Consider the following 15,473-nt stretch of genomic DNA (forward strand, 5'->3'; position numbering starts at 1 on the left):
GCTGGGCGCGTCCAGTTGATGTCCCTGTCTTGCGCCGGAACCGCGCGAGCCAGATACCCCTACTTGGAGTGACCACAGTATTTCTCGAAGCCTGGAAATACTGTGGTTTAGAGGCTTGCCTCAGCGAAGTAACAACACAGGCATGGTGGCCGTTCGAAGCATCGTCGTAGTTGTGCTGCCTACCAGAAATTGTCTGATGCGTGAGTGCCCGAAGGCACCCATGACCAGCAGATCAATTCCGTGCTCCGCTTGATAAACGTGCAAAGCCGCCTCCACTTCTCCTTGCCGGATCTGGGCCTGTACTTCAAAGCCGGCAGAGAGGAACATGCCTACAGCCTTCGCCAGAGCATCACGATTATCTTCCGAGTCTGCTCCTACCATAACGAGATGAATGGGCAGGCCTTCGCAAAGCTGGCTGGCGGCAAGTATCTGAATGGTTTTGTAGGCCGTAGGGCTGCCGTCAAATGCGAGCATCACTTTTTCGGGCTTTTTATAGCTATTGGCTGTGATCAAGATGGGCCGGTGAATTGTTCGCACGACAGCTTCTATCTGGCTACCAAGGGTACGCGTACTGCGTGCGCTGTCTTCTCCCACTCTTCCGATCACCAATAGCCGAATATCCTCCTGAAGGTCGCTCAGACTTTCTACCAAGTGGCCGTGGCGCTGCTTCAACTCAGGAAAACCAGCACCGGAGATGACAGTTCGCTCCCTGGCTTTTTCAAGCATGTGCTGACCCTGCTCCAGAGCGAGCCTGGCACGCTGGGCATCCAACGTAGCCAGTTCCTCCAGCAGGTGTTCTCGACTGCCGAGGCCAATGTTTCCACTCAGGTCAGCTGCTGCAGGGTATTTCTCTTCATCCAATACATGCAGCAAGGTCAGTGGCGCATCTAACTGATGCGAAGCCCATGCTGCGTAGTCGCAGACCGCTAGTGAGGATTGTGAGTTATCAATGCATGCCATTACGCGGGTCATTGTCGATCTCCTTAGTGGCTCATGAGCTTGTCGATGGCGTCAGGTTTGTCATGCACGCCAAAGCGGTCAACGATGGTGGTGCTGGCTTCGTTCAGACCCAGCACCACAGCTTCAGCGCCTTCACGGCGGAACTTGATCACCACTTTATCCAGCGCCGCTACGGCAGTGATATCCCAGAAGTGCGCTCGGGTCAGGTCGATGGTGACTTTCTTGACTGCTTCTTTGAAGTCGAAAACATTGGTGAATTTTTCAGCCGAATTGAAAAATACCTGACCCACCACGGTGTACGTCCGGTGTGAATCCTTGGCATCCAGGCTGGACTGGATGTCGAGGTAGTGGCCGATTTTGTTCGCAAAGAACAGCGAAGCCAGCAGCACCCCTACCAATACACCGTAGGCCAGGTTATGCGTTGCCACGACGACCACGACGGTCGCGACCATGACGAGATTGGTCGACAACGGGTGCTCTTTTAGATTACGCAGGGAGTCCCAGCTGAAAGTGCCAATGGACACCATGATCATCACGGCAACCAATGCCGCCATCGGGATCTTGGAGAGCCATTCGCCCAGGAACACGACCATCAGCAGCAAGAAGATTCCTGCGCATAAAGTTGAAAGGCGAGTACGACCGCCAGACTTCACGTTGATGATCGACTGGCCAATCATGGCGCAGCCGGCCATACCACCGAGCATCCCCGCTGCGATGTTGGCAACGCCTTGGCCCTTGCACTCGCGGTTTTTGTTACTGGTGGTATCTGTCAGATCGTCGACGATGGTCGCTGTCATCATGGACTCCAGCAGGCCTACAACTGCCAGCGCTGCTGAGTACGGGAAGATGATGCGAAGGGTTTCAAAGTTCAGCGGGACTTCAGGCCACAGAAAAATCGGCAGTGTGTCCGGTAGCTGACCCATGTCTCCCACGGTGCGGATATCCAACGCCAGATAAATCGCGATAGCAGTCAGCGTGAGGATGCAAACCAGCGGTGAGGGAATCAGCTTGCCGATCTTCGGTACATACGGGAACAGGTAGATGATCCCGAGACCCGCTGCGGTCATGGCGTAGACATGCCACGTGACATTGGTGAGTTCAGGCAGTTGCGCCATGAAGATCAGAATCGCCAATGCGTTTACGAAGCCGGTGACCACTGAGCGTGAAACAAATCGCATCAGCGACCCCAGCTTCAAGTAACCGGCAAGAATCTGGAGCACCCCACAGAGTAGGGTGGCTGCCAGCAGATACTGTAGCCCGTGCTCTTTAACCAGAGTGACCATGAGCAGTGCCATGGCACCGGTAGCCGCCGAGATCATGCCAGGGCGACCGCCGACGAAGGCGATAACGGCGCAGATACAGAAGGAGGCGTAAAGACCGACCTTAGGGTCTACACCAGCAATGATGGAAAAGGCGATAGCTTCCGGGATCAGCGCCAGAGCGACTACGAGACCCGCGAGCACGTCTCCACGGACGTTGGATAACCACGTTTGTTTAAGTGATTGCAGCATCAGAATATCCAAGGCAATGCATCACACGCACTCCAGGCTAATGGCGAGCGCGTCGATACGAATTCAAATTGTGAGGATAAATTTGCTGTGTGCTTTGGGTGTAAGAACCGGGCATACAGCAGTACGCACCGCGAGCGAAACAGGCGGGTGCGAGGTGTTGCGAGGGGGCGTAGCGCTAAGGCGGCGTAGGCTGCCAGTAGATCGTTTGGAGTACAGTCATGCTGGTGTTCCTGTAGCTCAAGGGGTATGGATTCGGAAGTATATAGCGAAACTATCGTCGCTTGCGACCTGTTATCTCGCGTTGGGCAGCTTGGCCCAGAACTCTTCTGGAGAAGGGCTGATTGGGGCTGTCGGTCGCGTGAGATGAATTTCTAAAGGGATATCCCAGCTTTCATCGAGGGCCCTGACAAGGCGTCCATCAGCCATTTCCTGTTCCGTCAGGCTTTTCGGTAACCACGCTACCCCCTTGCTTTCCAATGCCATGGACATCAGCACTGCTGCAAGGTGGCTGCTGAAAAGAGGCTTGAGGTGAAGGTAGTCTACCTTGGAGTCAAACGTTTAAGTCGAGCTGGCTCAAGCAAAGACTTCACTAGCGGACGGTGTTGTCTGGTCACTCCGGCTCTAGAACGCCGAAGAGCTATATGCGCTTACCGGTGCCTGCAGTGCAAGACTGCGGAAAGGGTGTTCCGAACATGCAGCAGTAACCTCGATCTACATTTGCCGACCAGATTTCGAGTTGGATGAGGAGTCAGGCTCTTCGAGGTGCGACACCAATGCGACACGCAGTTCAAGCAACGCATCGCGCAACCGGGCGTCTTCGCGTGCATCACCTGTCTGAGGCGTGAACTCTTTAGCGTGCTGAAGCAACGCATCGGCATCATTTCGGTTGAGATCAAACACAATCATGTTGAATCCTTGTGCATGGCCGGACGTTGTGATGATTAGCCGGCGTATCCATGGTCGATTCGCTCAAGCGCATCCTTGACCATCAGATACCCAACTTCATTGCGGGCGAGCTCGATCGGTGATTGATTGCCCAGAGAGGCTTTGGGTTGGTTCAGCCACGCATCTGCTTTTGCTTTGTTGCCAAAGACTTGCTCGGCTTGGAGCAGGATCAGCTCAATGGGGTTCATTTTTGCTCTCGGTAGTTTTGCAGGGCTCTTACCTGTCGAAAGGGGTATGACAGCAGAGGTGGTGCATGCGTGTGCCAAGCATCCCGGTCTACAGCGCTTCGAAGTACCAACTGCCTAGATCAGCGCCGGGAAGCACAGTTGGATGCATAAGATGATCTGTATCGATGTAGCCCTTCTCTCGATTCACCCTGTGCTGCATTTCGTGAGTTTTCAGCGATATCAGGTAATCACCTAATGGTATGCCGCTTTTTTGTAAAGCCTGATAACTCATCAGCAGCGCGAGATTGTCCTGTGCCGCCTTCGTCCTTTTTTTAATTATTTTCTGGCAGACGTCAACGAAGTCTGGGTCGTTGTGACCGTGTCGTTGGAACGAAGCGGCCATTTCCGCGAAGACTCCTAGCTGTTCGACTGTGAATGCACGAAGACAGCCAGAGCTGAATTTGAAGCGGTAGCTTGCGAACATGGAAATCGCAAATTCCTGCAAACTGCAATCGGTCGGGGAGCGCCCGGTGAGCAGCATTTCCCGATGTTGCCTGTAAGGGGAATCGTCCATCTGCACCTCGCTAAGCCAACGAGCATCTCTATCACCACTGATTACAGCACAGCGGTGCGTCGTTATGGCGATCAACTAGATCTGCTGGAGTGCTAATCAGCTTCATGGGGATACCTTTCGGGTGACATCGAGCTTGTGATGCATCAGCGACACCACCTTGAGGGTGTCCTAAGCGTCCTGCTCGGACATAGGCCGATTTAACTTCGTCGTATGGGCGAGAGCATTTCGGACTGCCCCCGACAATCCAAGTAGCAGGTTCGCGAATCCTTTTGGATCACTTTTCTCAGACTCAGTGGTTAGAGGCCCTAAGGCCAGCATCTGGCTTTGCCCCAAGAAATGCCTTCGTCAGCAGATCAGCGCCATCCGTGCCGTCGCTATGGATAACAAGAGATGAGGCATTGACTTCTCTTGTGACGGATCTAGGCTAGAAGCAGCTGCGAAATTCAACGGCTGAGGGTGTAAGCACCTCATCAAACCGTGATTTCACGGCCAGACAATTCAATCCGACCCCCAGCCCAATCCGGTGAGCAGTTCGTTTTCTATTGTCTGGAGAGCAGCCATGACCTCAAATATTCTCTCTGCTTCCCCTGCAAAGTACCGTGCTCCGACCGTGACCACGGCTTATCAGCACGACAAATTTGTATTGCCAAATGGGCAGATTCTCTGCGGTATTGGACGCGCAGGGCCTGATCTGGACGCCTATTGCAACTCACATTTTCAGCGTTCCTGGTTTGAAGTAATACTCGAAATTGAACGTAGTCTTTCAGAGAGATTGCGTGGCATTGAAAAGCGTTTGCCCGCTTTGGAAGCGCTGCTCACTGATGGGCAATCCCCTGAGACGCTGCGTCCGGTTTTCCAAGACATCATTGGTACATTGAGTGCGCTTGTCGAGCACGGGTGCCTTGATGCCCAGATGCGGATTGGACTGCTGTATCTCTCAATTGGGGAATACTTTGAGCCAGGCGGCCAAGCCCAGAAGCGGGGCTTAGAGGAAATTCTGCACGCTCAGGGTAATGGTCACCCCAACGCTGCCTATACCCTGGGGGATTACTACGTTGAAAAGGGCTGTTTGGAGGAAGCGTTCTGTTTTTATCAAATGGGGCATCAGCGAGGTTGTGCCGTGTGCTGTTACCAGCTTGGGCAGTTCGCCGAGCATGGTTTTGTTGGAAGCCCTGAAGATCTGCACATGGCTTTTGACCTCTACAAATGCTCATCTAAAGATTTCTACCCACCGGCAACCGTTCGCATGGTCGAAATGCTCATAGAGCACGGAGATGTATTTTCGATCCCAGAGTCTCCGATTCATTTGCTCACTCAGGCTATTGATATGGGATGCGACGAAGCCATGTTGTTGTTGGCACAGCTTTATGAGCGCGGCAGGCAGCTCATTCGAGAGCCATGGCTGGCCGTCTCGCTGTACCGCCGTGCTGCAATGGCTGGAAATTCAACCGCCCAATTGAAGCTGGGGCAGATACTCGACGGGAGTGATGTTGCTGGTCTTCCGTTAGCTGAGGACATCCAGGAAGCCATCGAGTGGTACTACAGGGTAACTACAGACCAGAACAATCCAGATGTGCGTGGGTGGGCCTACATGTACCTAGGTCGCATCTCTTTCAGAATGCGAGATTTTGGTATTGCACAGCTGCACTATGAGGCTGCAGCCGCACTAGGCATCATTGGTGCGGAGGTTATGATGCAGCATGCGAGGGATGCTTATGACGAGTGTTATGGTGAGGAGGGAATTGGTTAGGCGAAAAAGAGGTGGCTTTTCTACTTTTGAAAGGAGCAAGGTGAGTTGAGTTTTTTGTAAAATGGATCAACTTCCTGAGCAATATGATCGTGCTGACGCCGACGAGTTTCTTTCGTCGGCCTCTAAATGCAAACACTTTGATTAGGTTATTTATTAAGGATATCATCTCTGTCTTGGTATTTGAGTGAAATAAGCTCCTCTACTCTGTCTATAAATTGAAAAGTGCCAAGACCTTTTTTGAGTTCGTGGCATAATAGTCTAAGATGAGAGTCGAACTCATCTTGCAGTAGAATAAGGTTAGCAATGCTGACAGTCTCCTCTATATTATTAAGGCGACGATAGGCAAGGTGGATGTAGGGCATAAGACCTTCCAAGGTTTTATGGCCACTCAACTGCTTAACTGTATGGAGAAAAAAACTGTCGCTGATTAACCTTATCTCAAATTCCTTGCTATTTTTGAATTTGTTTCTTTGGAATAATATAACAAATAAGTTGGTGCAGAAGGCGTGTCTAAACATATGGGCGCAAGCTTGCTCTGAAATCCCCGCAGCTTTTCTAAGAGTATGTATTTCATTTGTGATAGTTGTGTCGGCAAGCGGTTTTCCGGTACGTTCGGACACGAACAACTTTCCATGATCTGGCCTCCCGCCCTTAGTGAATATCTTTATAGCGCTGGGGCGATGAAGTTTCATGTATGTACGAGCCTGCTGAAGTAATACTCTAGAAACAGGAATTTGGCGAATAACAGGCTCTCCTTGCTTGAGTGTCAGTAAGTCTAATACGGGGAATTTCATATGCCATGCCCGGTTTATTGCCTCGACTTTAATATCTGCAAGCTCGCCTCGGCGAGGCCCCAGATATTCAAGAAATGAAATATGCAAATGCCTTCTTGAGTTAATAAATGAGGAGGTGTTAGCGTCGTCTGCAGCCTGTCTAAGGCTTTTAACGCTTTTCGGGGAAATTGGGTTTCTGGTGTCCCCTGTCTCGCCAAGAGTGAAGCTGTGATGCCATATAGACGTCTTTTTAATAACCTGACCATTATGCCCAACAATGCTGTACTCACGAGTTGTTGTCTTGATGACTCCATTTTCGGCGACAAAGTTTGGCTTGCCGCTGAAGTTTCCTAGAAAACGAAGAAAGTTTAGGCATACTTGGCCGGTAGAGGTTAGAGTGTTTTCATTTTTTTGGCGTTGAATCAATCGATCTTTGTATCGTTGTTTGCGTAGTTTTGATATAAAACGCGTAAAGTGCAAATCAGTAAGCTCTAAGAAATCAAGATGTTCATTACTACAATATCTAATCAATTGACTGAGCTTGCCGGCATAGTCACCTATTGTTCCACCTTTGCTGCCACGTCTTGACAGCGGCTGTCCGGCCCGCCCTCGTTGGTCGCGAAGAGTGAGCATGTACAAATTTATTGCGGTACAAGGTGTATGGTCAGGCCACACCAAAAATGGGAGATTTGAACCGTCCTTGGTAAAAATTCTGTTATCGATATGATGACTGTACAGTTTAAGGTTAGGCAATGGGTAAAATAGTTTTAAGTCGCCAGCTAATTTTAGTTTCATTTTTTGTCATCATTTTTAAGTGTGACGATGTTAGAGGTATTCGGGGGGGGGGTAATTTGTCGGGGTTTTAGGGTTAGGATTCTTAATATAGAATCAGTTGCATCTTTGCCAAGTTTTTTTCTGATGTTTTGATCTTGCTCATTTTGAATGTTGCTAATGCTGCTCATGGAAAGGCTCAATGCCTGCAGAAGATGGAAATTAGCTTCGCGTTGTGACTCAAGATCAGACTTTAGTATGACTATTTGTTCTTGCAGTCCGAGTTTAGTGGGCTTTTTTTGTGCTCGATCTTGCTGTTTGACTCTGTCGATTGCATCACAGGCATCTAGTCGTAAACTGTCAATAAATTCAAATGATACGTCTTGGTTGTAGGTCGAGATTTTTGACTTTAGAGTTGTAAGGCTCATTGGTCTGATTTGGATAACAATGTCGTCAATATTAGAGTCATGATCAATGGATGCCATACCACCCTGACTATTGAGGGATTGTCTAATGTAATGGTTCTCAACGTATTTTTCTGGATGTTTCAATATGTCATTGAGTAAGGCTACTAGTGACATTATGGAGTTTTTTATTGTTTGGGATTTGTTCTTATTTGAACTTCTCATTCTATTTTCTCCGGCTGTGGCTATGGTGTCGGAGTATTTTGACGATGATTTTCATTTGCTGGCCATGCTTGTCATTGAAAAATACAGGCTCTACTGTCACATCACCTTCTTTTAGGCATTGTTGTATATAGCGATCAGCTTCGATTTCATTTGCGAGCATGAAATCATCAATTCCATATTTTTCCCTCATGAGATCAGCTAGACTTTCATAATTTTCCAAGCGGCCTTTATTCATTTCCTCAATGATATATTGAGATCTAGCACCACGGAGGGATGTCTCATCAATATTCTGATTGATATAGTTCCAAACTTGTTCTAGGTTCGCATGTGCGAGCATCCAACGTATCGTATTAATTCCACCAAGGCCGAACATGTTGAAAAATACAAGGGCAAAAAAACGACGGAGTTGGTGCTGTCGCACATAATATCTCTGGCCTGTTGCATTTGTCGCTGTTTGGAAGTAATCGCAAAGTAAGTCAAAATTTCTCAATAAAGTGAACATCGACGCAGGGCTAAGTTCGTTAGCGCCGGATTGGGGTGGGGAAGAAAATAAGGGCAAGTAATTAGAGATGTACTCAATTTTCTTTAAATATCGTTGCATTCGCTCCAACTCGTAGATCATATCTACAGCTAACTGGTCTATCGGGCGAGCTTGTATGTCTCTTTCACCAAAAAGGAAACGAGATGTTTTCTCAGGTCGGAAAATGAGCCATTCGCGAGTTTTGTCAAGGCAATGCAGAGGAAGCTCAACTAATTCCATTGCTCTTCTTGCCATCAATGTGCCGATTATGTATTGCGCACACCCAGTATAGGTTTGTATAAGCTCAATAAGGCCTTCATTAGCTCTAAGTCTTGAATAAAATGATTTTTTGTCATTTTTTCGTGGGGCTCTGCCCGTTGTATCTGCTCGACTGGTATTTCTACAAGCCAACCCCAACTGCTTAATTCCTATGGATTCTGCTTCTGGGCCAATGATATTTCTAAATTGCGCTTTGGTCAGGCTGGTCATTTGAACTTTGTGAGTGACACAATATTTTGCAGCTTTGCAAAATGCATTGAGGATCGTTCTGCCATAGCGATAGTGAAACTCAGTCGCCTGTGCAAAAATATTAAATATCACAGGGGAAGGAACAGAGTTAAAGTACCCATAAGGGGTGAGGTCGATCATGAAGTTGGAAATTTTTTGAAGGCTCAAAAGATTTGGAGCATCCACGCCTATGGCTGGTAAAAGTCTCAAGCAATTCAATCTGGATCTAAATGCAAAATAATTTCCTTTTGTAATGCCTTCTTTGTCGACGCGTCGAACGGGAACAGCGTCTAGTTCTCGGCGGTAACGTTTTTCAGCGGGATAGTATGAAAGTATGTAGACTCTTGGTTTTGTTGTTGTGCCTCCTAGTGTATTTTTGTAAATTTTTTGAGTGACTAATTTGCTGTTCACATGAAAGCCTGCAGCGAGATTGCCGCTGTAGTAACCGTGGTAATACAGGGCTGCTCTAACATAAGGGATTTGGTGAGGGTGGATTTCTAGTTCATTTAACTCAAGATCACTAGAGGAAATGTCTGCCAGGCTGGGAATTTCTTTTATTAGCTTTTTAAGCTGTTTGGTCGGAGTTTGATCTACTAGGGATAAACAAAATTTAGAAAGATTTGTGCCGTATTCATATATCGACTCTGAAACAAAAGTTGAGGTGCTAAACTGATGTAGAATACCAGTTAAGTCATTTTCGCCTAGGCCGCGAAGTCCCAAAGTACTTAGATTAAAACGTTCGGAATTTAATAATAGGATATCAACAATGTAGATTGCATTTGAAAGGTAGCGCCTTTGGGTTTTTGTTGCGGCCATTTCGCCCGCATGCTCGCTGGTTCCGTGGACAGCGACGATCAAAAAAATCCGCAGGCTCTCTAGTAACCTGGATTGACTGGGATCTGTGAGCATAATCCCACTGGCTAGCTCTATTCGCCAGTCCAAAGTTTTGGGTTTATCGTAGCCAAGAGAAATTTCCCAAACAGGGTCATCAAATGAATTAAGCAGCCACCCAGCCTTGCGGAATTCATGTGCAAGGTCGAGATCAAAATTATCAAGAAAACCAAGAGGGTTTTCAGGTCGCATAAATCAAGTCGTCCAATTGAGTGGTGTCGATTTCTTGCACAGCTATGGCTAGTTTGCGTTTTAGTTCAGGGTCGTAGCCGTCCTCAATTTCTTTTCTAACTAGTCTGGCAACATTAGACCAATAGTAAGCATCTTCGTCTAAAGGCCTCTTTCCGTCAGACTCTTTCACGGATTTTTCTAATGATAGTAGGGCGCTCAAGCATCCTATACCTAAGCGAATTAGAATCTCATTGCCTTCCTCCATTATCTGCTGTTCAATGCTTTTGTTAGGCTCAATGAGGTCTGAAGACAGCTCGTTCAGTGCGTGATTTTTTAGAAACTCGCTGAGTTGTTCCATACTTTCGAAGTTCGAAGCTTTCATGAGATATGGGCTATCTTTTAGTGCATGGCAAATAACTGCTTTATGAAAGAGGCGAACGTCTCTTGATTCAAAATAATCTAGAAATGCATCTGGTATGTAATGTGAGAGCAATTCGCTAATTTCTTTCTGGTGTCCAAGTATTTCAGATAATAAGCTTGAATCACCATCGTCGATGTAGGCTTCCATTGCTCGCGAGGCACGAACGGTGGAGGGGGAAATTTTTCTAAGATACTCTTTTGTTTGTTGCTCGCTTTTATTTGTGATTGATCTGAATTGATTTATGAGAGGTGTCATGCAGGGCTTTGAAAGTGTCGATCGGTTCCACTGAGGTATCGTAGCAATTATTGGTAGTGATGCAGCAATGGGGCTTGCCAAAAATAATTTCCGACTGTTTTCATTATTGTTTTTCTTAAAATGCTGGCGAGCTTGCTCAGTAATAGAAATCACATTCTCCATAATCAAGGCAGCTTTTGCCGATACTGGAAATTTTTGTCTGGCGTACTTTCGGCCTTTTCTGGATTTTTTTCCAGAAATTAAATTTATAATTTCTCCTGAAAATATATAGTTATGGCCACCTTCTGGAAAATACCCGGTCTGGTTTCCGTTTTTGTCCTTTAGTTGGAATCCCGTCAGGAATGTGGTGGTGATTTTCGGGTGTTCAATTATCAACCCGAGTTGAAAAGGGTATAGGTCGCTTGTATTAGGGATTCCCAGCATTAATGACATGTCGCGAGCGCTGTAAGTGGTGTTGTTTTTACGGTTATAGTGGCGGACGATTTCTGGGAAATTGCAGTCGTAGGTATATTTTTCAAAAGTTGCACAGACGTTTTCTAAATTTGCTTGCTTTGTCCATCCATAACCCTTCGTGATCGGCACTCCGAGTTTGGCTAGTCCTTTTCGTTGAGCAAAATTTTCCATGAATTTGCTCATTTGAATTTCTGCCCATGTTTTAATTACTCTAAGGTCTTCTTTTATTTGAAAGAAAAGAATTTCAATTGCTTGACTGTGGCTTACCTCAAGAGGAATGGTGGTTATAAGCTTTTCTCGTACAGTCAAGCCACCGGACTCTTTGATGTGGCTGGAGTTTCCGGGTACAGCTTTCGCATCGGTATTTGGAAGAGGGCGGATAGGTATAGACCATATGCCTGATTCAATAAAGCAACGTTCTACTTGACTAATAAACTTGTTGTAGCATTTTTTTCTGGAAGGGAGATTTCTATCTGTAGACTTACTGTCCTTGAAATCGTGCTTTATAAAATCTTTGAATAGGTTGTAGAGTCCGATAGGGTCTTGAAATGTTTTTTCTGGGTACAGCATCGAGTGTGAAGTGATATAAGTGATGAGTTTGTTAAAATGATGATGATAATGTTCGATAAATCCTTCTGCGCGCAATCTCAGTTGTTCATAGAAGGTCTCGGTAAATTCTCTGCCGTGAGTTAAGTACATAGGGGCTAATGGTAGATATTGGACTATGCCCAGTCTGTTTTCCACCGGCCACCCCTCCCAGTATCGGCGTTTATGAGAAGAGATTTTTTGATTTATTTCATCCCATAAATGACGCTCATGGTGTCGTTTCTGGGGCCACCACAGCAAGGAAGGAAGCTCGTTCAGTTCGTGCCTTGCTGCTTCTAAGAGAGTATGCATTTCACGACAGGCGGCCTCACGAGCTTTATCGATACCTCCATAAAAGTCAGTGGTGGCTAGTGCACCGCAGAAGTGATCGAAGATCGCCTGCATGGCAGGGCTGATCAGGGTGTTGCAGGAGATCTCGTAGCCAGCAAGGTGACAGAACGAGTCGAAAAGCTTCAAAGGAATTGGGAGTCGTTTGCTTTTGTTGTCCTTAGTCAGGATTTGCAAAGCGTCCGGTTGGATCGCCATGATGGGGTATGGGTGCAGGGGCTGACCTTTTTTGACAATTGCCATTTTGGTTTTATCCATTTTTGTGCGCCAAACGCGCGTACTACAGCTGCTACATCAAGAATGGTAGAAAAATGTAATTAGTCAAAATCAAGAGCTGGGTTTCGAACTGAACCTGGATTTCAAAGAAGATTTGGCTGATGAAGCCATTGATGCTTTCCTCGACGCGTTCCTGAAAGAAGCCATGGAAGCCAACGGTCTGGGCTATGTTGGCGGCGACGACTTCGGTCTGGTTTGCCTGCAGAAACGTGGCTCGGTATCCGAAGAGCAGCGTGCCGCTGTTGAAGCCTGGCTCAAAGGCCGCAGCGAACTGACCGAAGCAACCGTCAGCCCGCTGATCGACGTCTGGTACCCGGAAAAGCCGATCAATCCGGTAGCTTGATGTCATAAAAAACGGCGACCCAAGGGTCGCCGTTTTTTTATGCCCCAAAGATCGCAGCCTCGTTTCACTCGACAGCTCCTACATTGGAATGCATTCATCCTGTAGGAGCTGTCGAGTGAAACGAGGCTGCGATCTTTTGCTTTTCAGACCTTGCGCCAGTTCAGGATCAGCAGCGTCAACACCCGACCGCATTCCAAAGTAGGAGCTGTCGAGTGAAACGAGGCTGCGATCTTTTGCTTTTTCAGGCCTTGCGCCAGTTCAGGATCAGCAGCGTCAACACCCCCGCCACAATCCCCCAGAACGCCGACCCGATGGAAAACAGCGTCAGCCCCGACGCCGTGACCATGAAGGTGATCAGCGCCGCTTCACGCTCCTTCACTTCGCTCATGGCGATGCTCAAGCCATTGATGATCGAACCGAACAGCGCCAGCGCGGCAATCGACAGCACCAACTCTTTAGGCAACGCGGCAAACAACGCCGCCAGTGTTGCGCCGAACACCCCGGCGATCCCGTAGAAAATCCCGCACCACACCGCCGCCGTGTAGCGCTTGTTACGATCTTCATGGGCATGCGGCCCGGTGCAGATCGCCGCGCTGATGGCCGCCAGGTTGATCCCGTGGGAGCCGAACGGCGCCAGCAGCAACGAAGCGATCCCGGTGGTGGTGATCAGCGGCGAGGCCGGCACGGTGTAGCCGTCGGCGCGCAGCACGGCAATGCCGGGCATGTTCTGCGACGTCATTGCCACCACGAACAGCGGGATGCCGATGCTGATGGTCGCGGCCAGAGAGAAATGGGGCGTGGTCCAGACCGGCGTTGCCACTTCCAGATGGAAGCCGCTGAAATCCAGCAGCCCCATGAACCCCGACAGTGCCGTGCCAATCAGCAATGCTGCAAGCACCGCATACCGTGGCGACAGGCGCTTGATCACCAGGTAAGTGAAGAACATTCCCAATACCAGCCCAGTGCGATGCTGGGCGGCGACGAAGATTTCGCTGCCGATCTTGAACAGGATCCCCGCCAGCAATGCCGCAGCCAATGAAGCCGGAATTCTTTTCACCAGGCGTTCGAAGCTGCCGGTCAAACCACAAATCGTCACCAGTACCGCGCAGGTAATATAGGCGCCGATGGCTTCGCCGTAACTGACGCCGCCCAGGCTGGTGATCAGCAACGCTGCGCCGGGCGTCGACCAGGCGATGGTGATCGGCGTGCGATAACGCAAGGACAGACCGATGGAGCACACCGCCATGCCGATCGAGATCGCCCAGATCCACGAGGAAATCTGCCCGCTGGTCAAACCTGCCGCTTGTCCGGCCTGGAACATCAGGACCAGGGAGCTGGTGTAACCGGTCATCATCGCGATAAAGCCGGCGACGATGGCCGACGGTGACGTGTCGGCCAGGGGGCGGAGCTGCGTGTGCGTGGCGTCGTTCATGACAGCGGTGTTCCTTTTACGTATGAAAATGTCCCGTAGAAGCTGTGTAGGAGCTGTGTAGGAGCTGTCGAGTGCAACGAGGCTGCGATCTTTTGACTTTGATTTTTTAAAAACAAGATCAAAAGATCGCAGCCTCGTTTCACTCGACAGCTCCTACAGGACGAATGCAGCGCATACAGGATTCTGTGTTCAAGCCTAAACTCAAAAGTAACCAGTCGTTGCAATACAGCGGAAGTGACAAACAGCCGTACAGTCGTGTTGCCACCATCCATTGTGTACAATCGCGGTGTTTTTTACGCGATACTTGCCAGCGACCCACTGTGCCGTATTACAGTCACGGTCAATTCGCCGCAGTTCTCCCGACTCGAGTGCCCATGAACGAACAGTTGCAACCCCTAAAGAAACAACCGCGAGCAGGCAAAGCCGGCCGCAGCGGTACCCAGGACGATATTGTCTACGCGCATATCTTCGAGGCCATCCTCGAACAGCGTCTGGCGCCCGGCACCAAGTTGAGCGAAGAAGCGCTGGGGGAAATTTTCGGGGTCAGTCGCACCATCATTCGCCGTGCGCTGTCGCGCCTGGCCCATGAAGGCGTCGTGCTGCTGCGTCCAAACCGTGGCGCCGTCGTTGCCAGCCCAAGTGTCGAAGAGGCCCGTCAGGTGTTCCTCGCGCGACGTCTGGTGGAGCGGGCGATCACTGAACTGGCCGTGCAACACGCAACCGCCGAACAGATTGCCGAGTTGCGGCAGATGGTCAACGACGAACGCGACAGCTTCTCCCGTGGCGATCGCGGTGCCGGTATCCGTTTGTCGGGCGAGTTCCACCTGAAACTGGCAGAAGCGGCGAAAAACGCGCCACTGATCAGCTTCCAGCGCAGCCTGGTGTCCCAGACATCGTTGATCATTGCCCAGTATGAAAGCGGCAATCGCTCGCACTGTTCCTACGACGAGCACACCCAGCTGATCGACGCGATCGAAGCGCGCAACGGTGAGTTGGCAGTGAATCTGATGATGCATCACATGGATCACATCGACAGCAAACTCAACCTCGACGAAGAAAGCGCGTCGGATGACTTGCATGCGGTGTTCTCGCATTTGTTGCAGACCAAGAAGCCAGGGCGGCCAGCCGCCAAACTCTGATTGTTGGGCAAAGATCGCAGCCTCGTTGCACTCGACAGCTCCTACATTGGAA

General features: G+C 49.2%; 14 protein-coding genes and 1 pseudogene. 3 read left to right on the top strand and 12 right to left on the bottom strand.

The window, feature by feature from the left end; translation table 11 throughout:
* Window positions 1–120: 120 nt before the first annotated feature.
* From BLQ41_RS14915 to BLQ41_RS14945, 7 genes and pseudogenes are all read right to left on the bottom strand, one after another.
* Window positions 121–972, bottom strand: a complete 852-nt coding sequence (locus tag BLQ41_RS14915) for a universal stress protein (RefSeq protein ID WP_090181994.1) — start codon at window positions 970–972, stop codon at window positions 121–123.
* A gap of 11 nt (window positions 973–983) precedes the next feature.
* Window positions 984–2,471 carry a SulP family inorganic anion transporter gene (locus BLQ41_RS14920; RefSeq protein ID WP_090181996.1) on the bottom strand — a complete coding sequence of 496 codons (1,488 nt, stop codon included), beginning with the start codon at window positions 2,469–2,471 and terminating at the stop codon, window positions 984–986.
* 291 nt (window positions 2,472–2,762) lie between these two features.
* A pseudogene (locus tag BLQ41_RS14925) lies at window positions 2,763–3,017 on the bottom strand (LysR substrate-binding domain-containing protein); the annotation flags it as partial.
* 165 nt (window positions 3,018–3,182) lie between these two features.
* Window positions 3,183–3,377: a hypothetical protein gene (locus BLQ41_RS14930; protein WP_090181998.1), complete on the bottom strand. Its 195-nt coding sequence runs from the start codon at window positions 3,375–3,377 to the stop codon at window positions 3,183–3,185.
* Window positions 3,378–3,412: 35 nt separating this feature from the next.
* Entirely contained in the window at window positions 3,413–3,604 is a 192-nt protein-coding gene (locus BLQ41_RS14935; RefSeq protein ID WP_090181999.1) for an MbcA/ParS/Xre antitoxin family protein, read from the bottom strand.
* 88 nt (window positions 3,605–3,692) lie between these two features.
* On the bottom strand, window positions 3,693–4,157 hold the full coding sequence (locus BLQ41_RS14940; protein WP_090182001.1) for a hypothetical protein: 465 nt from the start codon (window positions 4,155–4,157) through the stop codon (window positions 3,693–3,695).
* Between the two features lie 168 nt (window positions 4,158–4,325).
* The gene (locus BLQ41_RS14945; protein ID WP_090182003.1) at window positions 4,326–4,475 is read right to left on the bottom strand and encodes a TIGR02391 family protein; all 150 of its coding nucleotides are present in this window, start codon (window positions 4,473–4,475) and stop codon (window positions 4,326–4,328) included.
* 241 nt (window positions 4,476–4,716) lie between these two features.
* Between BLQ41_RS14945 and BLQ41_RS14950 the strand changes: the two genes are divergently transcribed.
* A complete protein-coding gene (locus BLQ41_RS14950) occupies window positions 4,717–5,907 on the top strand; it encodes a tetratricopeptide repeat protein (protein WP_090182005.1) in 1,191 nt (396 codons plus the stop codon).
* Between the two features lie 146 nt (window positions 5,908–6,053).
* Here BLQ41_RS14950 and BLQ41_RS14955 read toward each other — a convergent pair whose 3' ends face one another.
* Genes BLQ41_RS14955 through BLQ41_RS14970 form a run of 4 tightly spaced genes read right to left on the bottom strand, consistent with a single transcriptional unit; the run spans window position 6,054 to window position 12,489 of the window.
* Complete coding sequence (locus BLQ41_RS14955) at window positions 6,054–7,475, bottom strand: tyrosine-type recombinase/integrase (protein WP_090182007.1); 1,422 nt, start codon at window positions 7,473–7,475, stop codon at window positions 6,054–6,056.
* Complete coding sequence (locus BLQ41_RS14960; RefSeq protein WP_090182008.1) at window positions 7,472–8,080, bottom strand: hypothetical protein; 609 nt, start codon at window positions 8,078–8,080, stop codon at window positions 7,472–7,474. The genes BLQ41_RS14955 and BLQ41_RS14960 overlap by 4 nt, the downstream gene beginning before the upstream one ends.
* A gap of 1 nt (window position 8,081) precedes the next feature.
* Window positions 8,082–10,190, bottom strand: a complete 2,109-nt coding sequence (locus tag BLQ41_RS30495; protein WP_157695019.1) for a hypothetical protein — start codon at window positions 10,188–10,190, stop codon at window positions 8,082–8,084.
* Complete coding sequence (locus BLQ41_RS14970) at window positions 10,180–12,489, bottom strand: hypothetical protein (protein WP_157695020.1); 2,310 nt, start codon at window positions 12,487–12,489, stop codon at window positions 10,180–10,182. Before BLQ41_RS14970 ends, BLQ41_RS30495 begins: the two co-directional genes overlap by 11 nt.
* Window positions 12,490–12,547: 58 nt before the next feature.
* Here BLQ41_RS14970 and BLQ41_RS14975 point away from each other — a divergent pair, with 58 nt between their 5' ends.
* Window positions 12,548–12,850: a 50S ribosome-binding protein YggL gene (locus tag BLQ41_RS14975; protein ID WP_090182012.1), complete on the top strand. Its 303-nt coding sequence runs from the start codon at window positions 12,548–12,550 to the stop codon at window positions 12,848–12,850.
* Window positions 12,851–13,091: 241 nt separating this feature from the next.
* Here the strand turns inward: BLQ41_RS14975 and BLQ41_RS14980 are convergent, their stop codons facing one another.
* Window positions 13,092–14,282, bottom strand: coding sequence for a benzoate/H(+) symporter BenE family transporter (locus tag BLQ41_RS14980; protein ID WP_090182014.1), 1,191 nt, complete (start codon window positions 14,280–14,282; stop codon window positions 13,092–13,094).
* Between the two features lie 374 nt (window positions 14,283–14,656).
* Between BLQ41_RS14980 and BLQ41_RS14985 the strand changes: the two genes are divergently transcribed.
* Window positions 14,657–15,421, top strand: a complete 765-nt coding sequence (locus BLQ41_RS14985; RefSeq protein WP_090182016.1) for a GntR family transcriptional regulator — start codon at window positions 14,657–14,659, stop codon at window positions 15,419–15,421.
* Window positions 15,422–15,473 lie beyond the last annotated feature (52 nt).

The sequence above is a fragment of the Pseudomonas arsenicoxydans genome, assembly GCF_900103875.1.
Taxonomy (GTDB): Bacteria; Pseudomonadota; Gammaproteobacteria; order Pseudomonadales; family Pseudomonadaceae; genus Aquipseudomonas; species Aquipseudomonas arsenicoxydans.